Source organism: Streptomyces sp. NBC_00271, assembly GCF_036178845.1.
Taxonomy (GTDB): domain Bacteria; phylum Actinomycetota; class Actinomycetes; order Streptomycetales; family Streptomycetaceae; genus Streptomyces.
This window is the reverse complement of record NZ_CP108070.1, coordinates 3,489,900-3,514,992: the sequence shown is the minus strand read 5'-3', so window position 1 is coordinate 3,514,992 and position 25,093 is coordinate 3,489,900. Positions and strand designations below refer to the sequence as shown.

Below are 25,093 nucleotides of genomic sequence, written 5' to 3'. Positions count from 1 at the left end.
CGAACGGCCTACGCGCGCGTGAGCGCCGATTCCGCGGCAGCCCCCGGCAGTTGTGCCGCGGCCTCCGGGCGTTCGCGCAGCGACAGCAGGACCCGCAGGACGCCGATCCATACCAGGCAGGAGCCGAACATGTGGAGGCCGACCAGGGCCTCGGGGAGGTCCGTGAAGTACTGGACGTAGCCGATGACACCCTGGCCGAGCAGGATCAGGAACAGCTCGCGGGTGCGGTCGAGCGGCCCCTTGGGGGCGTCTACGGCCTTGAGGACGAACCACAGGGCGAACGTCAACGTGACCACGATCCAGGCCAGCACGGCGTGCAGCTTGGCGACGGTCTCCCAGTTGACGGCCATGCGTTCGACCTCGCTGGAGTCGCCCGCGTGCGGACCCGCGCCGGTGACCACCGTGCCCACCGCGATCAGCAGGATGGCGGCGGCGACCAGGCACCACACGAGTTGCTGCACCGCCTTGCCGACCAGCGGGCGCGGGTCGGCGGAGCCCTCGCGCGTGCGCTGCCACATCACCGTGGCCACCGTGATGAGCGCCGTCGAGAGCAGGAAGTGCGCGGCGACCGTGTAGGGGTTGAGGCCGACCAGGACGACGATGCCGCCGAGGATCGCGTTGCTCATGACGATCCAGAACTGCGCCCAGCCGAGCCGGGTGAGGTCGCGCCGCCAGGGCTTCTCGGAGCGCGCGGCGATGATCGCCCAGCCGACCGCCGCGCACAGCACGTAGGTCAGCATGCGGTTGGTGAACTCGATGACTCCGTGGAAGCCCATCGCGCTCGTCGTGGTGAGCGAGTCGTCGGTGCACTTGGGCCAGGTCGGGCAGCCGAGGCCCGAACCGGTCAGCCGTACGGCGCCGCCGGTGACCACGATGACCACCGACATGACGAGCGCGGCGAGGGCCGCTCGTCGCACCGTCCGGGAGGTCGGGGTCCAGCGTTCGGCGATGAGGGCGAGCGGGTTGCGCGCGAAGGCTACGGCGTCGGCTCGGGTCACGTTTGGCACGCGCCCCATCGTAGGCGTCCGCTTGTGCACGCCTTCACGAGGCCCCCGCACCTACGCAAATCGCCACCTCAGCCCGTCCCGGAGGCCCGCACACCCGGATGCGCCCACACCCGGAGTCACGCCGGGAGTCACTCCCAGCGGAAGAACTTGCCCGCCGCTCCCAGGCCCACGACCGCCCACACGGCCAGGATCCCGAGGTCGCCCCACGGCAGGCCCGCCCCGTGCTGGAGCACGTCCCGCAGCCCGTCCGAGAGCGCCGAGACGGGCAGCAGACCGAGCACGTCCTGGGCGCCCGCCGGGAACTTGTCCATCGGGACGATCACACCGCCGCCCACGAGGAGCAGCAGGAAGACCAGGTTCGCGGCGGCGAGCGTCGCCTCCGCCTTGAGCGTGCCGGCCATCAGCAGGCCCAGGCCCGAGAAGGCGGCCGTGCCGAGGATCAGCAGGAGCAGGACGGACAGCGGGTTGCCGTGCGGCGACCAGCCCAGCGAGAAGGCGATCGCCGTCAGCAGGACGACCTGGAGGACCTCGGTGACCAGCACGGACGCCGTCTTCGCGGTCATCAGGCCCCAGCGGGGCAGCGGGGAGGCGGCGAGCCGCTTCAGGACCCCGTAGCGCCGCTCGAAGCCGGTGGCGATGGCCTGCCCGGTGAACGCGGTCGACATCACGGCGAGTGCCAGGATGCCGGGGGCCAGGAAGTCGACCGACTTGCCCTTGCCGGTGTCGATGATGTCGACCGAGCTGAACAGGACCAGCAGGAGTGTCGGGATGATCGCCGTGAGGAGGAGCTGCTCACCGTTGCGGAGCAGCATCTTCGTCTCGAGCGTGGCCTGCGCGCCGATCATCCGGGGCAGCGGGGCCGCCCCCGGCTTCGGGGTGTAGGTACCGGCGGTGGTCACGAACGCAGCTCCTTGCCGGTCAGTTCCAAGAACACGTCTTCCAGGGTGTGGCGTTCGACGGAGATCTTCTCCGGCATCACCCCGTGCTGTGCGCACCAGGACGTGACGGTGGCCAGCAGCTGGGGATCGATCTTGCCGCCCACCCGGTACGAGCCGGGCGTCAGCTCGGCGGCCGTGCAGTCGGCCGGCAGGGCCTTGAGCAGGGAGTTGACGTCGAGCCCCGGACGGCCGGTGAAGCGCAGGGTGTTCTCGGCGCCGCCGCGGCACAGCTGCTCGGGGGAGCCCTGTGCGATGACCCTGCCCGCGTCGATGATCGCGACGTCGTCGGCGAGTTGTTCGGCCTCGTCCATGTAGTGCGTGGTGAGGATGACCGAGGCGCCGTCGGCGCGCAGATCGCGGACGAGGTCCCAGGTGGCGCGGCGGGCCTGCGGGTCGAGGCCCGCGGTCGGCTCGTCGAGGAAGACCAGTTCGGGGCGGCCGACCACGGCCATCGCGAGCGCCAGGCGCTGCTGCTGGCCGCCCGAGAGCCGCCGGTAGGTCGTGCGGCCGCAGCTGTCGAGGCCGAGCCGTTCGATGAGCGCGTCCACGTCCAGGGGGTGGGCGTGGAGCTTGGCCACATGGCGGAGCATCTCGTCGGCGCGGGCACCGGAGTAGACCCCGCCGGACTGGAGCATCACGCCGATACGGGAGTGGAGTTCCCCGGACTGTCTCACCGGGTCGAGGCCCAGGACGCGTACCGTGCCGGAATCCGGCTTCCGGTACCCCTCGCAGGTCTCGACCGTGGTCGTCTTGCCCGCACCGTTGGGGCCCAGTACGGCGGTGATGCCCGCCTCGGCCACCAGGTCGAGGCCGTCCACCGCGGTCTTGTCGCCGTACCGCTTCACCAGGGCCTGGACCTGGACCACGGGCTCGCTTCGCATGAGGCGCAAGTCTAGGGAGCCGGTCGGGTGATCGGTCGGGCGGGGTTCAGGAGGCGGTCCTGGGTACGACCCATTCGTCGCGGGGGCGGTGCAGTGCCAGCCAGCGCTCCGCGTACGCCACCGCGTCGGCCACCGGGAACAGGCGTGCGTCGGCCGCGCCCACTCGGCCCCGTACGACGGGGCGGTCCCGTTCGAAGTCGGAGCCCAGTTCGTCGAAGCGGTCGGAGTCGACGGAGACCTCCGTGACGACTTCCCACCGGGTCGCTCCCTGCGGGGTGCGCACCGGGCGTCCCACCTCGACGAGCGGGGACGGTATGCGGTATTCGGCGAGGTGGAAGCTGGTGCACGTGTCGTAGCCCGCGCCGAGCAGGAGCACCCGGGCGTCGAGGGTCTCCAGGCGGGCCAGCGGGCTGCGCTCGCCGAGCCGGCAGTCGGGGGCGTGCCCCTCGACGATCTGCGCCGCGCGGGGGCCGAGGGCCGCGAAGGAGGTCTGCGGATGGGCGCTGCGCAGGGCGCCGGGCCAGGTGCGGACGGTCTCCGGGATCACACCGACCCCTCGGCTGGGCGTCACGAGGGGGTCGTAGGCGGGCATCGTCGCCCGAATGGGCGACCACCACTCCTCGGGTACGGGCGGACTGCTCCACAGCGCCGGGTCGGAGAGGTCCCCGGACTGGGTGGGAACCACCAGAGTGCCGTCGGGACCCAGCGCATCGAGCAGTCCTTGGACGACGGCGACGGCACCGCCGTTGACCCAGCCGAGGGAACTCAGTGAGGAGTGCGCGAGAAGCGTTTCTCCGGGCTGGACGCCCAGCTCAAGAAGCTGCGCGGCGAGGGTGTCGCGTGTGACGAGTGGGCCGGTCGGAGGGGGTGTCGACATGCTTCCCGAGTCTTGCGGAGAGCCGGTCCCGAAGCCAGTGAATTGATCGATCAAAGATCGTTTCCGCAGGTCACCTTAGGTATACCTAAGTGATGTAGCGCACCGCCCGCCTCCGGGGGCGCGGCTTGTCAGGCTCCAGGGAATTACGCAACAATGGCGTTGTGAAAAACGTTGGCGAGGCTCGGGAGACCCCCACGGGGGCCCCTCAGGAGGAACTCGCGACCGGTGAGCGTTCGACGCGCAACCGTGTCGCGCGGTCCATCCTGGACCACGGTCCGTCGACCGTGGCCGACCTCGCGGGGCGACTGGGCCTGACCCAGGCCGCCGTGCGTCGTCATCTCGACGCGCTGGTCGCCGACGACGTCGTGGAAGCGCGGGAGCAGCGGGTCTACGGAGCGCGTACGCGCGGCCGCCCCGCCAAGGTGTTCGCCCTGACCGACTGCGGCCGGGACGCCTTCGACCAGTCCTACGACAAGCTCGCCGCGGACGCGATGCGCTGGATCGCGGCGCGCGAGGGCGGGGACGAGGCGGTCGTCGCGTTCGCCCGCGCCCGGATGGCCGCCCAGGCCGAGGCGTACCGCAGGGCCGTCGAGGCCGCCGCGCCGGAGCAGCGCACCGAAGCGTTGGCCAAGGCCCTGAGTGCGGACGGGTACGCTGCTGCAGCGCGTAGCGCACCGGTCGGCGAGCAGCTCTGCCAGCACCACTGCCCGGTCGCTCATGTCGCCGAGCAGTTCCCGCAGCTGTGCGAGGCGGAGACCGAGATCTTCTCCCAGCTGCTCGGCACCCATGTTCAGCGGCTGGCCACCATCGCCCACGGCGACGGTGTGTGCACCACGTTCATCCCCAAGATTTCCGAATCCACCCATAACGCATCTGCAAGTACCGCCGGGAGGAACCCCGCATGACGCTCCCCATCGAGGAGACTGCCCACCCTGAGCTCGAGGGTCTGGGTACGTACGAATACGGCTGGGCCGACTCCGACGTGGCCGGTGCCTCTGCCAAGCGCGGTATCAACGAGGACGTCGTCCGCGACATCTCCGCGAAGAAGAGCGAGCCGGAGTGGATGACCAAGCTCCGCCTCAAGGGCCTGCGCCTCTTCGAGAAGAAGCCCATGCCCAACTGGGGCTCGGACCTGTCCGGGATCGACTTCGACAACATCAAGTACTTCGTGCGTTCCACGGAGAAGCAGGCGGAGTCCTGGGAGGACCTGCCCGAGGACATCAAGAACACGTACGACAAGCTCGGCATCCCGGAGGCGGAGAAGCAGCGCCTCGTCGCCGGTGTCGCGGCCCAGTACGAGTCCGAGGTCGTCTACCACCAGATCCGCGAGGACCTGGAGGAGCAGGGCGTCATCTTCCTCGACACCGACACCGCCCTCAAGGAGCACCCGGAGCTCTTCAAGGAGTACTTCGGCACCGTCATCCCGGTCGGCGACAACAAGTTCGCGTCGCTGAACACCGCCGTGTGGTCCGGTGGCTCCTTCATCTACGTGCCGAAGGGCGTGCACGTCGAGATCCCGCTCCAGGCCTACTTCCGTATCAACACGGAGAACATGGGCCAGTTCGAGCGGACGCTGATCATCGTCGACGAGGACGCCTACGTCCACTACGTCGAGGGTTGTACGGCGCCGATCTACAAGTCGGACTCCCTGCACTCCGCGGTGGTCGAGATCATCGTGAAGAAGGGCGCCCGCTGCCGCTACACGACCATCCAGAACTGGTCGAACAACGTCTACAACCTGGTCACCAAGCGCGCCGTGGCATACGAGGGCGCGACCATGGAGTGGATCGACGGCAACATCGGCTCCAAGGTCACCATGAAGTACCCGGCCGTCTACCTGATGGGCGAGCACGCCAAGGGTGAGACCCTCTCCATCGCCTTCGCGGGCGAGGGCCAGCACCAGGACGCGGGCTCCAAGATGGTCCACATGGCACCGAACACGTCGTCGAACATCGTGTCGAAGTCCGTGGCGCGCGGTGGCGGTCGTACGTCCTACCGCGGTCTGGTCGAGATCGGCGAGGGCGCCCACGGCTCGAAGTCGAACGTGCTGTGCGACGCGCTGCTCGTCGACACCATCTCCCGCTCCGACACCTACCCGTACGTCGACGTCCGCGAGGACGACGTGTCCATGGGTCACGAGGCGACCGTCTCCAAGGTCTCCGAGGACCAGCTCTTCTACCTGATGAGCCGCGGTCTGACGGAGTTCGAGGCGATGGCGATGATCGTGCGCGGCTTCGTCGAGCCGATCGCCAAGGAGCTGCCCATGGAGTACGCGCTTGAACTCAACCGGCTGATCGAGCTGCAGATGGAAGGCGCGGTCGGCTAAGACCCGCCGCCCGGAAAACAGCTGGTGGCCCGCCCTTCCCGGCGGGCCCGAGGATCTCAACCGACGCAGGAAAGAGAGCAGACCGACAGCCATGGCTGAGGCTCAGAACATCCCGGTGGGTTCCACCACCGCCGGACAGATCGCGGTGGCCGCCGAGTCGACCGTCGCCACGCGCATGAGCGCGCCCCCGTCCTTCGACGTGGCGGACTTCCCGGTCCCCCACGGCCGCGAGGAGGAGTGGCGGTTCACCCCGCTGGAGCGCCTGCGCGGGCTGCACGACGGGACCGCGGTCGCGACCGGCGACGGCCTGAAGGTCGACGTGGAGGCGCCCGCGGGCGTCGTCGTGGAGACCGTCGGCCGTGACGACGCGCGCCTCGGCCGGGCGGGCACCCCGGTGGACCGCGTCGCCGCCCAGGCGTACTCCGCGTTCGAGAAGGCCGGCGTGATCACCGTCCCCAAGGAGATGGTGCTCACCGAGCCCATCCGCGTCGCGGTGCACGGCGAGGGCGGGGTCGCCTACGGCCACCAGGTCGTGGAGCTCGGAGCCTTCGCCGAGGCCGTCGTCGTCATCGACCACACCGGTGACGCCGTGCTCGCCGCCAACGTCGACTACATCCTGGGCGACGGCGCCAAGCTCACCGTCGTCTCCGTCCAGGACTGGGACGACAAGGCCGTGCACGTGGGCCAGCACAACGCGCTGATCGGCCGGGACGCCACGTTCAAGTCGTTCGTGGTCACCTTCGGCGGCGACCTCGTGCGCCTGCACCCGCGCGTGGCCTACGCCGGCACCGGCGGTGAGGCCGAGCTGTTCGGTCTGTACTTCACGGACGCGGGCCAGCACCAGGAGCACCGTCTGCTGGTCGACCACAACACCCCGCACTGCAAGTCGAACGTCGCCTACAAGGGCGCGCTCCAGGGCGACGGCGCGCACGCCGTGTGGATCGGTGACGTTCTCATCGAGGCCAAGGCCGAGGGCACGGACACGTACGAGATGAACCGCAACCTGGTTCTGACCGACGGCGCCCGCGTCGACTCCGTGCCGAACCTGGAGATCGAGACCGGCGAGATCGTCGGCGCCGGACACGCCTCCGCGACCGGCCGCTTCGACGACGAGCAGCTCTTCTACCTGATGGCCCGCGGCATCCCCGCCGACGAGGCCCGCCGACTGGTGGTCCGCGGCTTCTTCGCCGAGCTCGTGCAGCAGATCGGTGTCGACGACATCGAAGAGCGGCTCCTCGTGAAGATCGACGAGGAGCTGGAGGCGTCGGTCTGATGACTGCCTCGTCGACGTTCGTACGCGCCTGTGGGCTGAGCGAGCTGGAGGAGGACACCCCGAAGCGGGTGGAACTCGACGGCACGCCGGTCTCGGTCGTGAAGACCGAGGGGGAGGTGTTCGCGATCAACGACATCTGCTCGCACGCGAACGTCTCGCTCTCCGAGGGCGAGGTGGAGGACTGCCAGATCGAGTGCTGGCTGCACGGCTCCGCGTTCGACCTGCGCACCGGCAAGCCGTCCGGCCTTCCCGCGACGCGCCCCGTCCCCGTATACCCCGTAAAGATCGAAGGAGACGACGTGCTCGTCTCCCTCACCCAGGAGTCCTGAGGAACCCATGGCAACGCTTGAAATCCACGACCTGCACGTCACCGTCGAGGCCGACAACGCCACGAAGGAGATCCTCAAGGGCGTCGACCTGACCGTGAAGCAGGGCGAGACGCACGCCATCATGGGCCCCAACGGCTCCGGCAAGTCGACCCTCGCCTACTCCCTCGCGGGCCACCCGAAGTACACGATCACCAGCGGCACCGTCACCCTCGACGGCGAGGACGTCCTGGAGATGTCCGTCGACGAGCGCGCCCGCGCGGGCCTGTTCCTGGCGATGCAGTACCCGGTCGAGATCCCCGGTGTGTCGGTCTCCAACTTCCTGCGCACCTCCGCCACGGCCGTCCGCGGCGAGGCCCCCAAGCTGCGCACCTGGGTGAAGGAGGTCAAGGAGACCATGGAGCGCCTCTCCATGGACCCCGCCTTCGCCGAGCGCAACGTGAACGAGGGCTTCTCCGGCGGTGAGAAGAAGCGCCACGAGATCCTCCAGCTGGAGCTGCTCAAGCCGAAGATCGCGATCCTCGACGAGACCGACTCCGGCCTGGACGTCGACGCCCTGCGCGTCGTCTCCGAGGGTGTCAACCGCGTCCGCGAGACCGGCGAGGTCGGCACCCTGCTGATCACGCACTACACGCGCATCCTGCGCTACATCAAGCCCGACTTCGTCCACGTCTTCTCCGGCGGCCGCATCGTCGAGTCCGGCGGCGCCGAGCTCGCCGACAAGCTGGAGAACGAGGGCTACGAGGCTTATGCGAAGCATGAAGTCGACATGAAGGGTGGCGCATCCGCGTGACACAGCTGCCGGGCCTCCTCGACACCGAGGCGATCCGCAAGGACTTCCCCATCCTGGACCGTCAGGTCCACGACGGCAGGAAGCTCGTGTACCTGGACAACGCGGCGACCTCGCAGAAGCCGCGCCAGGTGCTGGACGCCCTGAGTGAGTACTACGAGCGCTACAACGCCAACGTCCACCGCGGTGTGCATGTGCTCGCCGAGGAGGCCACGGCGCTGTACGAGGGCGCGCGCGACAAGGTCGCCGCGTTCATCAACGCGCCGAGCCGCGACGAGGTGATCTTCACCAAGAACGCCTCCGAGTCGCTCAACCTCGTGGCCAACATGCTCGGCTGGGCCGACGAGCCCTACCGGGTCGACCACGAGACCGAGATCGTCATCACCGAGATGGAGCACCACTCCAACATCGTGCCGTGGCAGCTGCTGGCGCAGCGCACGGGCGCGAAGCTGAAGTGGTTCGGTCTCACCGACGACGGCCGCCTCGACCTGTCGAACATCAACGAGATCATCACCGAGAAGACGAAGATCGTCTCCTTCGTGCTGGTGTCGAACATCCTGGGCACCGTGAACCCGGTCGAGGCGATAGTGCGCCGCGCCCAGGAGGTCGGCGCGCTGGTCTGCATCGACGCGTCGCAGGCCGCGCCGCACATGCCGCTGGACGTCCAGGCCCTCCAGGCCGACTTCGTGGCCTTCACCGGCCACAAGATGTGCGGCCCGACGGGCATCGGCGTGCTGTGGGGCCGCCAGGAGCTCCTGGAGGACCTGCCCCCGTTCCTCGGCGGCGGCGAGATGATCGAGACGGTGTCGATGCACTCGTCGACGTACGCCCCGGCGCCGCACAAGTTCGAGGCGGGCACCCCGCCGATCGCCCAGGCGGTCGGCCTCGGCGCGGCGATCGACTACCTGAACGCGATCGGCATGGACAAGATCCTCGCCCACGAGCACGCGCTCACCGAGTACGCGGTGAAGCGGCTCGGCGAGGTACCCGACCTGCGGATCATCGGCCCGACCACGGCCGAGGACCGTGGCGCCGCGATCTCGTTCACCCTGGGTGACATCCACCCGCACGACGTGGGCCAGGTCCTGGACGAGCAGGGCATCGCGGTCCGGGTCGGACACCACTGCGCCCGCCCGGTCTGCCTGCGGTACGGAATTCCTGCGACCACGCGAGCGTCGTTCTATCTGTACTCCACGCCGGCCGAGATCGACGCGCTGGTGGACGGCCTGGAGCACGTCCGGAACTTCTTCGGCTGAGGGGCTGGCTGAGACGTGAAGCTTGATTCGATGTACCAGGAAGTCATCCTGGACCACTACAAGCACCCCCATGGGCGAGGCTTGCGGGATGGCGATGCCGAGGTGCATCACGTCAACCCGACGTGCGGCGACGAGATCACGCTGCGCGTGAAGTACGACGGCGAGCAGATCGCGGACATCTCGTACGAAGGGCAGGGCTGCTCCATCAGCCAGGCCTCGGCGTCCGTGCTGAACGAGCTCCTCGTCGGCAAGGACGTGTCCGAGGCGCAGAAGATCCAGGAGACCTTCCTGGAGCTGATGCAGTCCAAGGGCAGGATCGAGCCCGACGACGCGATGGAGGAGGTGCTGGAGGACGCGGTCGCGTTCGCCGGTGTCTCCAAGTACCCCGCCCGGGTCAAGTGCGCCCTCCTGAGCTGGATGGCATGGAAGGACGCGACGGCCCAGGCTCTGGGCGAGAGCGCCGAGAGGAAGACGGCATGAGCGAGAACGAGACCCTGACGATGAAGCCGGCCTCGGAGGAAGAAGTCCGTGAGGCCCTGTACGACGTCGTCGACCCCGAGCTGGGCATCGACGTCGTCAACCTCGGCCTGATCTACGGCATCCACATCGACGACGCGAACATCGCGACGATCGACATGACCCTGACGTCCGCGGCCTGCCCGCTCACCGACGTCATCGAGGACCAGGCCAAGTCCGCGACGGACGGCATCGTCAACGAACTGCGCATCAACTGGGTCTGGATGCCGCCGTGGGGCCCGGACAAGATCACGGACGACGGGCGTGAGCAGCTTCGGGCGCTCGGGTTCAACGTCTGAGTCCGCGCACACCTGCGCACACGTCTGTGGCCCCCGGCAGTTCGCCGGGGGCCACAGGTGTTCCTGCGCTCAGGACCAGCCGTCCACCACACGGAACGCCGAGTCCGCGCGGAAGAGCCGACTGTTGTCGTCGCTGTCCAGGCGGAGCTGGAAGTTGCGGTGGCGCAGATAGCGGCCCGGGTAGTTGATCGACTCCAGCATGACGGCGCCCGTGTACGGGGACGTCCGGGGGCAGAAGGTGGCGTCCTTCCTGAAGAGGTCGGAGCCGTCGTTGCGGTCGGCGCGCAGAGAGAAGTTGCGGTGGCGCAGATAGGCGCCGTCGGCGGTGGCGAAGGAGTAGCAGTTGGCGTTGCCGAGTCCCGCCACCACCTTGAAGCTGGCGTCCCGCTTGGTCGAGCTCGAACTGCCCGAATCCACCGGATCGAGCCGTACGAAGCCGTTGCTCAGATGCCAGTAGCGGTTCGGGTAGTTGACCGACTGGACCGACTTCCCCGAGGAGACGGGCTTGGACTCGGGAGGCTTGCTGGACGAGGCGGTCTTCGACGGCTCGGCGGTGCCGGTGACCGGCTTGTCGTCGGACCCCTGTTCCGAGGGCCCCGGCGAGGCCGAGTCCGACGCGGTGGAGGTGGAGCCGGAGTGCCGCGGGGAGGACAGGGCGTTCTTGCCTGCCGGGGCCGTGGTGCTGCCGTCGGCCGAGGAGGAGCCGGGTATGAACGGGACGTCGGTGTCGGAGGCGGTGTGGTTCGCCCGGTTCTTCGACGCGGCGTCAGTGTTGCTGTCCAGTACGGCGATCGCGGTCGCGGTGGCGATGAGCACCGCCACCGCGAGTCCGCCGGCCATCCACAGCCGTCGGGTTCCGGGCAGCCGTCCCTCGTCCGGGAACTCCCCGGACTCCCAGGGCACCGGCGGCTCGACGAAGGGAGGCAGTTCCGCGGGATAGGGAGTGCCTTGGGGGGTGGGGCGCCAGGCGGGTTCCTCCGAAGTGGGCACGGCCTGGTCGGGTCCGGGCTCGAGTTCGGGCTCTGGCGTTGTTTCTGGCATGCGCGTTCCTCCAGCGTCGCCCAAGGCGCACGCGGATTCGTCTACTGGTCTCAGCACAAGAGGGGGCGCAGGCACACGGAACGGCGGTAGCCGTGGAGACCCGGTGCGCGACTGGTGAAACAGTAGTGGACTTGGTGACTTCTGAGCAGCCGTTTCCCCGCTGATCCTGGTGGCCCCACGGGGATTCATGGGGGTTCATGGGATTTCATGGGCGTGGTGGCTTCACATTGCATTCTCAGTGTGATCCAAGTCCGGGCTCATCGGGGCGCGACAGCGTGAGGTCGTGTCCGCTTCTGTGCAACCCACCCCCACCCGTCCGGTGTTCGTCCTCGGCTGCCCCCGCTCGGGAACCACGCTTCTCCAACTGATGCTGCACGCGCATCCCCGGATCGCCCTGCCGCCCGAAACGCGCTTCGTACTCCCCGCCTACGAAGGACGGCTGGCGTTCGGTGATCTGGCGGAGCGCGACAACCGGGCCGGGCTCGCGCGCTGGATCACCGGCCGCAAGGAGACCCGCTTCCACGAGCTCGGGCTCGACGCCGGGCGCGTGGCCGAGCGGATCACCGACGGGCCGCCGACCCTCGGTTCGGCGCTCGGGATCGCGCTCCGGGCGTACGCCGAGGAGCACGGCAAGGCGCGCTGGGGCGACAAACGGCCCGCGTACGCCCTGCACGTGGCGGAGATCCTGCGGCTGTTCCCCGACGCGCAGTTCGTCCACCTCGTACGGGACGGCCGGGACTGCGTCGCCTCGCTGCTCCGGATGCCCTGGTGGCACCGGGGATTCCATGAGGCCGTGGCCACCTGGGCACAGGTCGTGGACACCGCCCGCACGTACGCGCGCGAACTGGGTCCGGACAGTTGGTACCAACTTCGCTTCGAGGACCTCGTGGCCGATCCCGAGGGTCAACTCCGGGGCGTGTGCGGGTTCCTGGGTGAGGAGTACGCCTCCGGGATGACCGAGCCGCACCGCGTCGCCGGCATGGCCGTACCCGCCCGCAAGACCTGGCACCGGCGCACCCACGGCGCACTGGACACCTCCCGGGCGGGCACCTGGACCACCGGGCTGACGCCCGATCAAATACGGCTGAGTGAGGCCGTATTGGGAGAAAGGCTGACCTCGTACGGCTACGAACTCGCCGGAGCCGTCCGCCCCGACCCCGCCGAACTGCTGCGCTACCGGCGGGTGGAGGTACTGCGCCGGGCCGCCCACGCCAAGCGGCGGACGCTCGATCTCCTGGCGCGGGTGCGCGAACCGGGGCCGGTGGCCTGCCGGCCGGCTGTGGGGTGAGCTGTGGTGAGGTGCTCGGGCTCCTTGTGTACGTGCGTACGCATCGATGCGTACACTCGTACACATGGGATACGCACTGCTCGCCGGAGCCATCGCCTCCGAGGTGGCCGCCACGACCGCCATGAAGTACAGCGAGGGCTTCAGCAGGCTCTGGCCCTCGCTGGTGACCGTCCTCGGATACGTCATCGCCTTCGTGCTGCTCGCGCAGTGCCTCAAGACCGTCCAGGTCGGTACGGCCTACGCGATCTGGGCCGGCGCCGGCACCGCCGTCATCGCCGCGATCGGCATGGTGTTCCTCGGTGAGGCGCTCAGCTTCACCAAGGTCGCCGGGATACTGCTGATCATCGGCGGCGTCGTGGTGCTGAACCTCGGCGGGGCCCACTGATGGCGGCGCGCCGCTACGACCCCGAGCGGCGGCAGCGGATCATCGACGCAGCGATCCGGGTCGTGGGCGCCAAGGGACTCGCCGGGCTGAGCCATCGCACCGTCGCCGCCGAGGCCGATGTGCCGCTCGGCTCCACCACGTACCACTTCAAGACCCTCGACGAGCTGATGGTCGCCGCGCTGCGCCAGGCGAACGAGGGCTTCGCCAAGGTGATCGCCGCGCGCGGCGCGCTGGAGGACCCCGGGGCCGACCTCGCCGGCGAACTCGCCGGGCTGATGGGGGAGTGGCTGGCGGGCGACCGTACGGGGGTGGAGCTGGAGTACGAGCTCTACCTCGCGGCGCTGCGCCGCCCCGCCCTGCGCCCCGTCGCCGCCGAATGGGTCCAGGACCTCGCCGAGCCCCTCGCCCGCCGTACCGACCCCGTCACCGCGAGGGCGTTGGTGGCGCTGGTGGACGGGATCTGTCTGCAGGTGCTGCTGACGGGGGCCTCGTACGACGAGGGGTATGCGCGGGAGGTGTTGGGGCGGGTGATCGGCTGAGGGGGAGGGCTCGGCGCGAGGGGACGCGCGGGGTGCGGAGGCGGGGTCCTGCCGTGCGTCCCGCACAGGGGCGTACGGGGCGCCCGGCACGTGAGATGGTGGGTGGACCGGTTCGCTCGCGCGCCCCGGGCCGCGTTAGGTTTCACCCATGACCGACACGACTGCTACTCGCACCACCGGCGCCGTCGCCGCCGGCCTCGCCACCCTCACGGCCGACGGTACCGTCCTCGACACCTGGTTCCCCGCGCCCGAGCTGTCCGCCGAACCCGGCCCGGCCGGTACCGAGCGGCTGTCCGCCGAGCGTGCCGTCGAGCTGCTCGGCGAAGGCGCCGCCAAAGCCATCGGGCCCGACGCCCGCCGGGGCGTCGAAGTGGTCGCGGTCCGCACGGTCATCGCCTCACTGGACGAGAAGCCGATCGACGCGCACGACACCTACCTGCGTCTGCACCTGCTCTCGCACCGCCTCGTGAAGCCGCACGGCCAGAGCCTGGACGGCATCTTCGGTCACCTCGCCAACGTCGCCTGGACCTCGATCGGCCCGGTCGCCGTGGACGACGTCGAGAAGGTGCGCCTCAACGCCCGCGCCGAGGGCCTGCACCTCCAGGTGACGTCCATCGACAAGTTCCCGCGCATGACGGACTACGTCGCCCCCAAGGGCGTCCGGATCGCTGACGCCGACCGCGTCCGGCTCGGCGCGCACCTCGCCGAGGGCACCACCGTCATGCACGAGGGCTTCGTGAACTTCAACGCGGGCACGCTCGGCACGTCGATGGTCGAGGGCCGCATCTCGGCCGGTGTCGTGGTCGGCGACGGCTCCGACATCGGCGGCGGCGCCTCCACCATGGGCACCCTGTCCGGCGGTGGCAACGTCCGCATCACCATCGGCGAGCGCTGCCTGATCGGCGCCGAGGCGGGCGTCGGTATCGCCCTCGGCGACGAGTGCGTGGTCGAGGCGGGGCTGTACGTCACCGCGGGCACCCGCGTGACCATGCCCGACGGGCAGATCGTCAAGGCCCGCGAGCTGTCCGGTGCGTCGAACATCCTCTTCCGCCGCAACTCGGTGACCGGAACCGTCGAGGCGCGACCGAACAACGCGGTGTGGGGCGGCCTGAACGAGATTCTGCACAGCCACAACTGATCACGGGTGGCCGTGACCCGCGGCCGCCTCCTCGACCAACGCCCTGACCTGCTGCCGAGCTGTCGGCAGCTGTCGACGTCGGTCACCATCGAGCGCCCTTCCACGGCCCCAGGACGGCCGGGAGGGCGCTCGCTGCCACTCTCTGTGTGTCGTGGACGGACCTGGGGACCACGGGCTCGTCGTCCCCGCTCTTGCTGCGCCGGTGGTCGGCGGGGCCGACGACGCTGGGGCATCCGGCGGCATGGCCGACTGGTGCGAGGACGGCGGCTTCATGTCTGCGCCGGCTTGACCTCAGCAGTGCCGGAGCGGCTCACCAGCTGATCCTTCAACGCCGCGTAGGCGCGCTCGATCTCGCCCAGGTACTGCTCCAAGCGGAAGTGAGCCTCCTCGAGCACTTTGCCATCGAGGCCCGGGTACATCAGATCGGACCAGATGACCGTCTCGCCCCGGAGCCGGATCCGGATGGTCAGCCTGTCCGGCCCCGGCTCGGGCTGCTCCTGGGCTGCCACATCCACCTTGCACGGCGTATCCGTCGGAAAGAGCGGTCCGCCCGGGCGGAGCAGTCGCCTCGGATCGAGGCCGGCCATTCTGCTGTCGCTGCGCGCGACCACGTCGAGGCCGTCGACGAAGAGGTACGTGTGCACGGCAGCACAGGCCGGCGGCCCAGGACACGCGCCGATGAGCAGCGTGCTCGCGGCACCATCGCTTCGCCCGTCGGGCACGGTGGCCCGCAGCTCGCGCGGGGACCTACGCGGCATCCGCTTACCTCTCAGGTCATCGACCGGGGTCCGGCCGCATGCCAGGCTTCCAGCGTACGGAGTTCGACCGACCGGAAGGACACCATGCCCGCCTACGTCATCGCCCATCTGCAAGAGGCCGCTCCGCACCCGGAGATCGCCGAGTACATCGAACGCATACCCACCACCTTCGAGCCGTACGGCGGACGCTTTCTCGTGCACTTCGCGCAGCACGAGGTGAAGGAGGGCAGTTGGCCCGGGCACGTCGTCGTGATCGGGTTCCCGGGGATCGCCGAAGCGCGGGCCTGGTGGGACTCACCCGCATACCAGGAGATCGCACCGCTGCGGTCGCGGCACATCGAGGGCGAGATCATTCTGGTCGAAGGCGTCCCCGAGGGCTACGACCCGGCCGCCACCGCAAGGGCGATGCGGGAGACCCTGCCTGCCGAGTAGCCCTCGGGCTCGGCCGGCGCGCCCTGTCGATCGTCGGTGTCGAAGCAACCTACGCATCGTCAGCTCGTGAGGATGACGAGTTGCCGGGTCGCTCGGGTCATCGCGACATAGCGGTCGACCGCTCCTTCGATGCCCTCGCCGAACGCCTCCGGGTCGATGAGGACGACCAGGTCGAACTCGAGCCCCTTCGACAGCTCCGGGGTCAGCGAACGGACACGGGACATCGTCCGGAACGAGGGATCGCCGATGACGCAGGCGATCCCGTCGGCGTGCGTGGTGAGCCAGGTGTCGAGGATCGAGCCCAGATCCGCGGCGGATCCGTGGACGACGGGAACGCCGCCGCTACGGATGGAGGTCGGCACATTGGCGTCCGGGAGCACGGCCCGGATGACCGGCTCGGCCTCCGCCATGATTTCCTCCGGCGTCCGGTAGTTGATGCTCAGGGAGGCCGACTCGATCCGGTCGAGCCCGATCCGCTCGAGCCGTTCCCGCCACGACTCCGTGAACCCGTGCCTGGCCTGGGCGCGGTCCCCGACGATGGTGAAGCTCCGGGACGGGCACCGCAGCAGCAGCATCTGCCACTCCGCGTCGGTCAGCTCCTGGGCCTCGTCCACGACGATGTGCGCGAACGGGCCCGCCAGCAGGTCCGGTTCGGTGCCGGGCAGCGCGCTCTCGTCGACCAGGGTCTCCCGCAGGTCCTGTCCGTGCAGCATGCCCAGCGCGCCCTCGCTCTCGTCGATCACGACGTTCTGCAGCAGGCTGTCGATGACGTCGGCCCTGCGCGCGCGTTCGGCGGCCACGGCGGCTTCGTTGCGACGCCTGCGCCGCGCCGCCTCCGGGTCGCCGAGCCGCTGCCGTGCCGCGTCCAGGAGCGGCAGGTCGGACACCGTCCAGGCCTGGGCGTCCTCGCGCTGCAGCTTCTGGACCTCGTCGGGGCCGAGCCAGGGTGCGCACTTGCGCAGGTAGGCGGGTACCGACCACAGATCTGAGACGAGGTCGGCCGCTTCGAGCAGCGGCCAGGCGCGGTTGAAGGCCAGGAGCAGCTCCCTGCTGCGCTGCAGCGACGTGCGGAGCAGGTCGGCCGAGACGTCGTCGTCATGCGCCGAGGCGTCGTCGTGCTTGTCCACCAGGATCGTGAGCAGCTCCTCCCAGACCTGGTCGCGGGCCTCGTTGTGCGGAGTACCGGGTTCCGCCGCTTCGAACGCCATGGCCCAGTCGTCGGCGCTCAGCCAGATGTCGGACCAGTGGGTCGTGACCGTCATCCCCTTGGTGGGCGGCTCCTCGTAGAACCTGACGGCCGCCTCGATCGCCTTCACCAGGTTCGCGGACGACTTCAGCGCGGCCACGTCCGGGTCGGCCTCGATCGTCGCCGCGGCCCCCTCGGCGACGAGGTCCCGCAGGACGCACGTCTGCACGCCCTCCTCTCCGAGGCTGGGCAGGACGTCGGCGACGTACGCCAGGTAGGGCCGGTGCGGACCGACGAACAGCACGCCGCCCCGGCGGTGACCGAGGCGCGGGTCGGAGTGGAGGAGGTAGGCGGAGCGGTGCAGGGCGACGACCGTCTTGCCCGTACCCGGGCCGCCGTCGACGACGAGAGCGCCGCGTGATCCCGCGCGGATGATGGCGTCCTGGTCGGCCTGGATGGTGCCGAGCACGTCCCGCATCCGCCCCGACCGGTCGCCGCCCAGGCTGGCGATGAAGGCGGACTGGTCGTCGAGCGCGGCGTGCCCGGCGAACCCGTCCGAGGTGAACACCTCGTCCCAGTAGTCGCCGATCCGGCCGCGGGCCCAGCGATACCTGCGGCGGCTCGCCAGCCCCATCGGGTTGGCGTGGGTGGCTCCGAAGAACGGCTCGGCGGCGGGGGAGCGCCAGTCGAGCAGCAGCCGACGACCCGTGCTGTCCGTAAGGCCGAGTCGTCCGACGTACACGGGCTCGGGGCTGTCCGCGCCGACCATGTGCCCCAGGCACAGGTCCAGACCGAAGCGGCGCAGCGCGCGCAGGCGAGCGGTCAGCCGGTGGATCTCGATGTCCCGGTCCATCGCCTGTTGGCCGAGGCCGCCGGGCGCCCTGCGCGCGGCGTCGAGGCGTTCGGTCAGCTCGGCGATCGACTGCGCCAGGCACTCCGCGAGGGCCGCGAAGTGCTGCTCGTCGCCGGCGATCAGTGTCGGGTCGGCCTTGGCGGAGAGACGGTCGGGAAGGTCGAACGCGCTGGTGGTCAGGGGGTTCAATTCGTTGACTCCGAATGCTGCGAAGGTGAGGTCGCTTGTGGCCCTTGCGCGCGGCAAGGCGTCCGGACCGGCGTGTGCGGGTTCTCGTGTGCGGGGTCCTGACGGGACGGTCCCGTGTGGCTCATGCGGACATGCGCGGCTTCTCCCGGCCGGTCATGCCAGCCATGCCAGCCACGTCAGTCACGCCAGTCATGCCGATCATGTCGAGGAGAAGCTTCGCGGCCACCGTCGCCCCGTCGGTGCGGATCGTGGCGGCCACGGCCCTCGCGGTACGACCACCAGGGGGCGCGCCGGCCCGGGCGGCCGTCGTCGTGGTGCCCGCGCCGCCGTGGTGCACGACGGCGGCCACCCGGCCGAACAGTGCCTGCTGGTTGACCTCGCCGACGACGAAACAGTCATCGACGTCGTCGATCGGGGCCAGGTCGGCCCAGCCGTGGGCAAGGAGTACGCGGCGGCCCTGCTGCCGAAGCCCACGTACACCGGCGGTGCGCCCGCCTCCAGGAACGCCTCCAGCCCTTCCGGGAGCGGGCGTTCGTCGGGCAGGATCCACGCCCCGGTCTGCACGAGGTCGAGGTGGCTGTTCTCCGCCTCGCCGTACAGCTCGTTCACGCGCCGGGCGTCCTGCTCCCGCGGGGAGGGCCGGCCCGGCCGCGACTGCGGAGGGAAGTGCTGCGACGGCAGTCCGAACGGATGGAAGCACGCGAACACGTAGCGGATGCCCAGTTTCTCGGCCACCGAGCGCGCGCCGGCCGGCATCAGGCCGGTCGCCGGCAGCGCCACGAACTCCTCGTCCGGTGGCGCGCACACCCGCACCTCCGCGCCGAGTTCCCGCAACCCCGCCGTGAGTCCCGCCAGCGGTTCGACGTCCCCGCGCGATCCCCACGTCGACAACAGCACACGCACTTCGCGACTCCCCGTTTCCGCAGATTCCGGCCTCGGCCGGAGATTCTGCGGCACGACGGGGGCCTTGCCGCAAGCCCCCCGGTGCGCTATAAGTTGAGAGTGGCAAGGAGTGGGTCATCACCTCCTTGCCTTTTCTCTTGCTCGTCCGCCGTGGGATCGATCATGGATGCCGAAGCGCCGAAGAGCTTCCGGGAGGCCGTGGCGAATCGGTCGTCCATGCTGTTGAAGACGGTCGTGCTTCAGGCGGCCACCAACTCCTCGTACGCCGCCAGCAGTCCGTCGGTCACCTCGCGGCCGGCGGGCCGCAGGGGCGGGCGGACCGGACCCGCGGGCAGGCCGAGCCGGCCGAGCAGGGCCTTGGCCGTGACCGTGCCGGGCAGGCCCGACGACATCATCAACTCGATGAGCGGGATGACGCGTTGTTGCCGACGGGCCGCCTCCGCCGTGTCCCCCGCCTCGAACGCGTCGAGGATCGCACGGAAGGCGCCCGGGGCGGTGTTCGCCACCGTGCTGATGTATCCGGTCCCGCCAACCGCCCGCAGCGCGAGCACCTGCTCGTCGCAGCCCGCGTAGTACGCCAACTCCGTGCGGGCCAGCACCTTCTGGGTGCCTAGGAGGTCGTACGCGCAGTCCTTGACGGCGACGATCCGGGGGTGCTCGGCGAGCCGGATCAGGGTGTCGGGCTCGATGCGGGTGCCGGTGCGGCCGGGAATGTCGTACAGCGTGAGCGGTAGTCCGGTGGCGTCGGCGATCTCCCGGAAGTGGGCCTCGACGGCGTCCTGCGGAGGCCTGCTGTAGTACGGCGTCACGACCAACAGGCCGTCCGCGCCCGCCTTTTCGGCCGCCAGGGCCAGTTCGACGGTGTGCCTTGTGTCGGCGGTGCCGACGCCCGCGACGATCACGGCCCGGTCGCCGACCGCCTCGCGCACGGCGCGTACGAGCGCGGACTTCTCGGTGTCGGACGTGGTCGGCGACTCGCCCGTGGTGCCGGACAGGACCAGGCCGTCGCAGCCCGCGCGGACCAGCCGGTCGGCGAGCCGCCCCGCCCCGTCGAGGTCGAGCGCGCCCGCCTCGGTGAAGGGCGTGACCATCGCGCAGAGCGCACGGCCGAAGGGAGGAGCGGGGGAAGAAGCGGGGGAAGGGACGGAGGGGGCCGAGGTCGTCATACGAGTAGTCTCGGCAGCTCCACTGTGAAGCTCCACTTAATTTTTCTACGAGATAAAGGGAAGCATTGCTACCAGGTTGCCGCTTTCGCGAGGCCCTGGTGCCAACCCGGCCCCTCATGGGTCACCATGGCGGGGACGGAAGTCGACGGCAGATCGCGGGAGGCGTCATGAGGCTGGGCAAGGCACTCGCCACCGGAGTCGCGCAAGAGCGGACTCGCGCGGACGAGGACAATCTCCAACTTCCCGAGGAACTCCCCGAGAAAATCGAGGAGCTGGAGGCGTCCGTGCCCGAAGAGGTCCCGGTCGCCCGATGAGGCTGCGGCTCCCCGAGGAACGCCCGACGGAGCCGCCGACCGGATACAAGATCGCCCACCCGGTGCTGTCCCAGGACGGCACCCGGGCCGGGTTCACCGGCGTCTCACTGGGCGGCGCGGTGCCGTACGGAGTGCTGGACGAGGCGCGCTGCGTCTACGGGCTGCGGCACCGGGCGCCGCACCGACGCTGCGACTGCGGCTTCCACTGCGTGCACGACTCGGCCACGGCCGAGGCCATGCTCTGCACCGCCGAGCACCGGGCGGCCCTCCTTCTGGAGGTCTCCGTCCTCGGCGCCTATATCCGCTTCGAACAGGGGTTCCGCTACGCCCGCCAGCGGGTGCGGAGCGCGACGGTCGGTCCCTGCGCCTGCGGCGCGGTGGCCGCCGCGCTCGCGGACGCGGGCTGGGGGCGCCCCGGCTGGCGCGCCCTCGCGGCGGTCTGCGCGGGCTGCGTACGCGGTCGTACGTCCCTGTCGTTGGCGGGGTTCGCGCGGCTGGCCGGTGACGGGCTGCGGGTCCGCGCCGGGAGCGGGGCCGTGGTCGGGGATCTGCCCGCCGGGCTCGGGGTGTCCGAACTCATGGCCGAAGCGGCACTGTTGCAGGCCCGGCTGGACTGGTTCCAGACCCAACTGGCACGACTCGACGAGGGCGGGCCGCAGGGCTGAGCCCCTTCTCCGATTCTCCGACAACTTGAACCGCCTGGACAAAAAAAGTGTTCGGTGAGACGGTGGAGTCATGTTGGACGTGACCGTGATCGAGGACGCCGAGGCAGCCGCCGTCTCGCTTGACCCCATACGGGCCCGGCTGCTGGCCGAGCTGGCCGCCGGGCCCGCGTCGGCCGCCATGCTGGCCGGAAAGGTCGGACTGCCGCGGCAGAAGGTGAACTACCACCTGAAGGCGCTGGAGCGGCACGGCCTGGTCGAGCTCGCGGGCGAGCGCCGCAAGGGCAATGTCACCGAGCGGCTGATGCGCGCGACGGCGGCGTCGTACGTCATCTCGCCGCTGGCCCTCGCCGCCGTGCAGCCCGACCCTGACCGCTTCCGGGACCAGCTCTCGGCCCGCTGGCTGCTCGCCGTCGGTGCCCGGCTGGTCCGGGACGTGGGGGCGCTGATCACCGGCGCGGCGAAGGCCCGCAAGCGGCTCGCCACCTACGCGCTCGACGGTGAGGTGACCTTCGCCTCCGCCGCCGACCGCGCCGCGTTCATCGAGGAGCTGACGCAAGGGGTCGGCGCGCTCATCCGCAAGTACCACGACGGGAACGCGGAGGGCGGGCGCGACCACCGGATCGTCGTAGCCGTCCACCCGACGCTCAAGCCGGAAGCCATCGCCAAGCCGGAAGCCATCGCCAAGCCGGAAGCCATCGCCAAGCCGGGGGCCATCGCCAAGTCGGAAGCCACCGTCACCCCCGAAGTCACCGTCGAGGCGGGGGCCGCCTCGACGCCGGAGGCCGCCCTCGGGGTGGACTCGACCCCGCCCGGCCAGGACTGAACCACAGGAGAACCGCCACCATGTCCAAGGAATTCGAGATCGCCCGCGAGTTCGAGGTCGACGCCACCCCGGAGCAGATGTGGGAGGCGATCACCACCGGTACCGGCGGCTGGCTGTGGCCGATGGAGTTCGAGCCGCGCCAGGGCGGGACCGGGCCCTTCGGCTCCACGCTCACCAACTGGGACCCGCCGCACCGCCTCACCAGCCTGGTCGAGGACGTCGAGGGCATCTCCCAGCAGACCCTCAACCAGATCGACGAGACCATCGAGCCGCGTGACGACGGCCGCCGGTCCTGGGTGCGGTACGTGCACAGCGGCATCTTCGTCGAGGACTGGGACAACCAGTACGACGGCGCGAGCAAGCACACGGACTTCTATCTGCACACCCTGCGCCAGTACGTGACGCACTTCGCGGGGCGCCCGGTCGCCTTCGCCACCTTCGACGGGCCCGGCGCGTCCACGGCGTCCGACGCCTTCGCCGCCGTCGGGCGGGCGCTCGGCCTCGCGGACGACACGGCCGAGGGCGCGCGGGTGCGGGCACGGGGACCCGAGGGGCAGCTCCTCGACGCCGTGGTCGACTACCGCAACCCGTACTTCATCGGGCTGCGCACCGACAACGCCCTCATCCGTTTCTTCGGGCGCAACCACTGGGGTGCCCCCGTCGGCATGAGCGTCCACGACTTCGCGTCCGGCGCCGACGCCAAGCACAACGAGACCGCCTGGAAGGGCTGGCTGAACGAGACGTTCGCCGCCTGACATCGGGCAAGGGAAGGGAAGAGCCCGGCCCCCCGGACGACGGGGCCGGGCTCTTCCCTTTTCGGGGCTGTGGCCTCATCCACAGCCCCTACAGGCCTACGGCCGGAACCGCAGTACCTGCGGGTCGTGGTCGCTGATCTGGTCGGAGAACTCCGAGTTGACGTGCACGCTGTCGTAGTCGAAGTCGCAGCCCTTGCGGATCGACGGGCTGACCAGGATCTGGTCCAGGACCTGCTGGTTGCCCTGGTAGTCGTACGTGTAACGCTCGCTCTTCGGCAGCGACTTGATCGCCGACCAGAGCTCGCCGTCACCCTCGAGGATCTTGGTGGTGTCCGAGAACTCGAAGTCGTTCATGTCGCCGAGGGCGAGCACGTCGGCGTTCTTCTGCGCCTTGAGGATCTCGGTGACGAAGGAATTCACCGCCGTCGCCTGCAGATGACGCTGGGTCTCCGAGCTGCGGGCCGGGGGCTGGTACTGCGCGGTCAGCCCCTGGTCACCGCCCTTGGAGTTGAGGTGGTTGGCGATCACGAAGACCGTCTTGCCACGGAAGACGAACTCACCGGCCAGCGGCTTGCGGCTGGACGTCCAGGCCGTGTTGGCCGGGTCTATCCGGCCGGGGGAGGCCGTCAGTTGGGCCTTGCCGTGCACCTTGGTGACACCGACGGGGGTCGTCGAGTCGCCGCCCGCGCGGTCCGTGAAGGAGACCCGCTCCGGGTTGAACAGGAAGACCTGGCGGATGTTGCCGCCGGGCTCGCCGCCGTCCTTGTCGTTGACCGGGTCGATGGAACGCCAGTCGTACTTCGGGCCGCCCGCCGCGACGATCGCGTCGATCAGCTTGTTCACCGTCTGGTCGGCGGCGACCGTGCCGTCGTCCGTCGCGCCGTTGTTGTCCTGGATCTCCTCCAGGGACACGATGTCGGGCGACTGGAGGTTGTTCACGATCGCGGCCGCGTGGGCGGCGAACGTGCCGTCGCCCGGGTCCAGGTTCTCGACGTTGTACGTCGCCACGGCCAGCTCGCCGCGCGACTGCTTGCGGGTCGTCTCGCGCTTCAGGTCGCCCTTCTCCAGGGTGCCCAACTGGCTCGCGACGAGCGTGTAGCCGCCGAACTGGTTGTAGTCGAGCGGGCCCGCGGTGGTGCCGGCGAGCTTGTCGCCGACGTTCGCGACGGGGAAGTCGGCGGTCGAACCGAGGGACTGGATCTGCAGGCGTCCGGTGTTCTGCGAGGTGTACGCGCCGTAGATCGTGCCGCCGCGGCGGGTGACGTTCTCGTGCGGCTTCACCGTGACCCACAGCTCGCTGTACGGGTCGGTGGCGGTGACCACGCGGGTGTCGGCGACCTGGACGTTCATGCCCTCGAGGGACTCGTAGTAGTCCAGGGCGTACTTCGTCGGCTGCAGGGTGAGCGCGTTGATCGAACCGCTCGCGGCCGTGTCACCGGCGGGGGTGTAGGCGGCCGGCACGGAACGGCTGTTGACGACCGTGGGCGCGGGGACCGCGTTGCCGGACGACAGCACCGTGATCGTCGGCTTGGTGATCTCCGTCAGCGACTGGTTGCCGGAGGAGGCGCCGCCGGGCACGTACTCCGAGACGGTGCCCGTGACGGTGACCGAGTCGCCGACGGCGACCTTCGGGGTGGAGCTGGTGAAGACGAAGACGCCCTCACTGGTGGCCGGGTCGGTGTCCGGGGTCGGGTCCTGGATCCAGAAACCCCGGGACGAGCCGTAGGTCCGCAGGGCCGTGACGATGCCCGCCACGTCCGTGACCTTCTGGCCCGCGTAGGGGGACGTCCGGGTGGTGCCCTGGATGTCGTGGATGTGGACGGTGTCCGCGTGGGCGGGTGCGGTCAGCACCACGGCGGAGACGGTGGAACAGACCGCGGCTACGGTCAGCGCGCCGATGCGCGCGGTTCTCTTGCTCGGCAAGGGAATCCCTCCGGGGACTTACATGAGCGCCGGGACGAGGGTGGAACGTGTAGGGGTAGCGCGACCTGTGTGCGGGTCGGTGACGCGCGTAGAAACTGGTGAGACAGGTGCCCCTCTGAACTTCTACGCGCGTCAATCTCGTGTGTGGGGAGGGGAGTTGTCAAGGATGGAGTGATGTACAACTCCTGACAGGGACATGAACCGGGCGGCATGGGTGGAAATCCGTCTAGGCTGAGCCGTTGACGC

General features: G+C 69.8%; 26 protein-coding genes and 1 pseudogene. 17 read left to right on the top strand and 10 right to left on the bottom strand.

Annotation, left to right across the window (positions count from 1 at the left end; translation table 11 throughout):
* Nucleotides 1–8: 8 nt before the first annotated feature.
* The 4 genes from OG798_RS16455 to OG798_RS16440 form a co-directional block, all read right to left on the bottom strand.
* Entirely contained in the window at nt 9–1,016 is a 1,008-nt protein-coding gene (locus OG798_RS16455) for a COX15/CtaA family protein (protein WP_095855306.1), read from the bottom strand.
* Nucleotides 1,017–1,135: 119 nt separating this feature from the next.
* Complete coding sequence (locus tag OG798_RS16450) at nt 1,136–1,852, bottom strand: ABC transporter permease (RefSeq protein ID WP_328760036.1); 717 nt, start codon at nt 1,850–1,852, stop codon at nt 1,136–1,138.
* A gap of 50 nt (nt 1,853–1,902) precedes the next feature.
* Nucleotides 1,903–2,826 (bottom strand): ABC transporter ATP-binding protein, encoded by a 924-nt coding sequence (locus OG798_RS16445; RefSeq protein ID WP_095855307.1) that lies wholly within the window; start codon nt 2,824–2,826, stop codon nt 1,903–1,905.
* Between the two features lie 46 nt (nt 2,827–2,872).
* Nucleotides 2,873–3,703 carry an aminoglycoside N(3)-acetyltransferase gene (locus tag OG798_RS16440; protein ID WP_095855308.1) on the bottom strand — a complete coding sequence of 277 codons (831 nt, stop codon included), beginning with the start codon at nt 3,701–3,703 and terminating at the stop codon, nt 2,873–2,875.
* Nucleotides 3,704–3,864: 161 nt separating this feature from the next.
* Here OG798_RS16440 and OG798_RS16435 point away from each other — a divergent pair, with 161 nt between their 5' ends.
* The 8 genes from OG798_RS16435 to OG798_RS16400 all read left to right on the top strand — a co-directional run bounded on the left by OG798_RS16435 (nt 3,865) and on the right by OG798_RS16400 (nt 10,489).
* Nucleotides 3,865–4,608 (top strand): helix-turn-helix transcriptional regulator, encoded by a 744-nt coding sequence (locus OG798_RS16435; protein ID WP_097226267.1) that lies wholly within the window; start codon nt 3,865–3,867, stop codon nt 4,606–4,608.
* A complete protein-coding gene (sufB, locus tag OG798_RS16430; protein WP_054235898.1) occupies nt 4,605–6,029 on the top strand; it encodes a Fe-S cluster assembly protein SufB in 1,425 nt (474 codons plus the stop codon). Before OG798_RS16435 ends, sufB begins: the two co-directional genes overlap by 4 nt.
* A gap of 91 nt (nt 6,030–6,120) precedes the next feature.
* Nucleotides 6,121–7,302: a Fe-S cluster assembly protein SufD gene (gene sufD, locus OG798_RS16425; RefSeq protein WP_267061466.1), complete on the top strand. Its 1,182-nt coding sequence runs from the start codon at nt 6,121–6,123 to the stop codon at nt 7,300–7,302.
* Entirely contained in the window at nt 7,302–7,631 is a 330-nt protein-coding gene (locus tag OG798_RS16420) for a bifunctional 3-phenylpropionate/cinnamic acid dioxygenase ferredoxin subunit (protein WP_054235896.1), read from the top strand. Before sufD ends, OG798_RS16420 begins: the two co-directional genes overlap by 1 nt.
* A gap of 7 nt (nt 7,632–7,638) precedes the next feature.
* Nucleotides 7,639–8,421 carry a Fe-S cluster assembly ATPase SufC gene (gene sufC, locus OG798_RS16415; protein WP_095855311.1) on the top strand — a complete coding sequence of 261 codons (783 nt, stop codon included), beginning with the start codon at nt 7,639–7,641 and terminating at the stop codon, nt 8,419–8,421.
* Entirely contained in the window at nt 8,418–9,674 is a 1,257-nt protein-coding gene (locus OG798_RS16410; protein ID WP_054235894.1) for a cysteine desulfurase, read from the top strand. The genes sufC and OG798_RS16410 overlap by 4 nt, the downstream gene beginning before the upstream one ends.
* Before the next feature lie 15 nt (nt 9,675–9,689).
* Nucleotides 9,690–10,154, top strand: coding sequence for a Fe-S cluster assembly sulfur transfer protein SufU (gene sufU, locus OG798_RS16405; RefSeq protein ID WP_054235893.1), 465 nt, complete (start codon nt 9,690–9,692; stop codon nt 10,152–10,154).
* A complete protein-coding gene (locus OG798_RS16400) occupies nt 10,151–10,489 on the top strand; it encodes a metal-sulfur cluster assembly factor (RefSeq protein ID WP_054235892.1) in 339 nt (112 codons plus the stop codon). Before sufU ends, OG798_RS16400 begins: the two co-directional genes overlap by 4 nt.
* Nucleotides 10,490–10,558: 69 nt before the next feature.
* Here the strand turns inward: OG798_RS16400 and OG798_RS16395 are convergent, their stop codons facing one another.
* The gene (locus tag OG798_RS16395; RefSeq protein WP_267061465.1) at nt 10,559–11,530 is read right to left on the bottom strand and encodes an AbfB domain-containing protein; all 972 of its coding nucleotides are present in this window, start codon (nt 11,528–11,530) and stop codon (nt 10,559–10,561) included.
* A 283-nt stretch (nt 11,531–11,813) separates the two neighbouring features.
* On the opposite strand from OG798_RS16395, the gene OG798_RS16390 reads away from it, so the two are divergent.
* The 4 genes from OG798_RS16390 (at nt 11,814) to dapD (ending at nt 14,880) form a co-directional block, all read left to right on the top strand.
* A complete protein-coding gene (locus OG798_RS16390; RefSeq protein WP_267061464.1) occupies nt 11,814–12,818 on the top strand; it encodes a sulfotransferase family protein in 1,005 nt (334 codons plus the stop codon).
* Nucleotides 12,819–12,882: 64 nt separating this feature from the next.
* Nucleotides 12,883–13,203, top strand: coding sequence for a DMT family transporter (locus OG798_RS16385; RefSeq protein WP_060902166.1), 321 nt, complete (start codon nt 12,883–12,885; stop codon nt 13,201–13,203).
* Entirely contained in the window at nt 13,203–13,742 is a 540-nt protein-coding gene (locus OG798_RS16380) for a TetR/AcrR family transcriptional regulator (protein ID WP_067364252.1), read from the top strand. Before OG798_RS16385 ends, OG798_RS16380 begins: the two co-directional genes overlap by 1 nt.
* 148 nt (nt 13,743–13,890) lie before the next feature.
* Nucleotides 13,891–14,880 carry a 2,3,4,5-tetrahydropyridine-2,6-dicarboxylate N-succinyltransferase gene (gene dapD, locus OG798_RS16375; RefSeq protein ID WP_097226271.1) on the top strand — a complete coding sequence of 330 codons (990 nt, stop codon included), beginning with the start codon at nt 13,891–13,893 and terminating at the stop codon, nt 14,878–14,880.
* Between the two features lie 269 nt (nt 14,881–15,149).
* On the opposite strand, the gene OG798_RS16370 is transcribed toward dapD, so the two are convergent.
* Complete coding sequence (locus OG798_RS16370; RefSeq protein WP_267061463.1) at nt 15,150–15,524, bottom strand: hypothetical protein; 375 nt, start codon at nt 15,522–15,524, stop codon at nt 15,150–15,152.
* Nucleotides 15,525–15,722: 198 nt separating this feature from the next.
* On the opposite strand from OG798_RS16370, the gene OG798_RS16365 reads away from it, so the two are divergent.
* Entirely contained in the window at nt 15,723–16,070 is a 348-nt protein-coding gene (locus OG798_RS16365) for a DUF1330 domain-containing protein (protein WP_097226272.1), read from the top strand.
* A 59-nt stretch (nt 16,071–16,129) separates the two neighbouring features.
* Here the strand turns inward: OG798_RS16365 and helR are convergent, their stop codons facing one another.
* The 3 genes and pseudogenes from helR to dapA all read right to left on the bottom strand — a co-directional run bounded on the left by helR (nt 16,130) and on the right by dapA (nt 20,367).
* A complete protein-coding gene (gene helR / locus OG798_RS16360) occupies nt 16,130–18,298 on the bottom strand; it encodes an RNA polymerase recycling motor ATPase HelR (protein WP_328757257.1) in 2,169 nt (722 codons plus the stop codon).
* A gap of 121 nt (nt 18,299–18,419) precedes the next feature.
* A pseudogene (locus tag OG798_RS16355) lies at nt 18,420–19,201 on the bottom strand (glycosyltransferase).
* Nucleotides 19,202–19,440: 239 nt separating this feature from the next.
* Nucleotides 19,441–20,367: a 4-hydroxy-tetrahydrodipicolinate synthase gene (gene dapA / locus OG798_RS16350; protein ID WP_328757256.1), complete on the bottom strand. Its 927-nt coding sequence runs from the start codon at nt 20,365–20,367 to the stop codon at nt 19,441–19,443.
* A gap of 167 nt (nt 20,368–20,534) precedes the next feature.
* Here dapA and OG798_RS16345 point away from each other — a divergent pair, with 167 nt between their 5' ends.
* From OG798_RS16345 to OG798_RS16330, 4 genes are all read left to right on the top strand, one after another.
* A complete protein-coding gene (locus tag OG798_RS16345; RefSeq protein ID WP_165854120.1) occupies nt 20,535–20,681 on the top strand; it encodes a hypothetical protein in 147 nt (48 codons plus the stop codon).
* Entirely contained in the window at nt 20,678–21,346 is a 669-nt protein-coding gene (locus OG798_RS16340) for a hypothetical protein (protein WP_328757255.1), read from the top strand. The genes OG798_RS16345 and OG798_RS16340 overlap by 4 nt, the downstream gene beginning before the upstream one ends.
* Nucleotides 21,347–21,416: 70 nt before the next feature.
* Nucleotides 21,417–22,169: an ArsR/SmtB family transcription factor gene (locus OG798_RS16335; protein WP_328757254.1), complete on the top strand. Its 753-nt coding sequence runs from the start codon at nt 21,417–21,419 to the stop codon at nt 22,167–22,169.
* 20 nt (nt 22,170–22,189) lie between these two features.
* Complete coding sequence (locus OG798_RS16330) at nt 22,190–22,924, top strand: SRPBCC family protein (RefSeq protein ID WP_097226275.1); 735 nt, start codon at nt 22,190–22,192, stop codon at nt 22,922–22,924.
* 96 nt (nt 22,925–23,020) lie between these two features.
* Here the strand turns inward: OG798_RS16330 and OG798_RS16325 are convergent, their stop codons facing one another.
* Nucleotides 23,021–24,847, bottom strand: coding sequence for an endonuclease/exonuclease/phosphatase family protein (locus OG798_RS16325; protein ID WP_328757253.1), 1,827 nt, complete (start codon nt 24,845–24,847; stop codon nt 23,021–23,023).
* Nucleotides 24,848–25,093 lie beyond the last annotated feature (246 nt).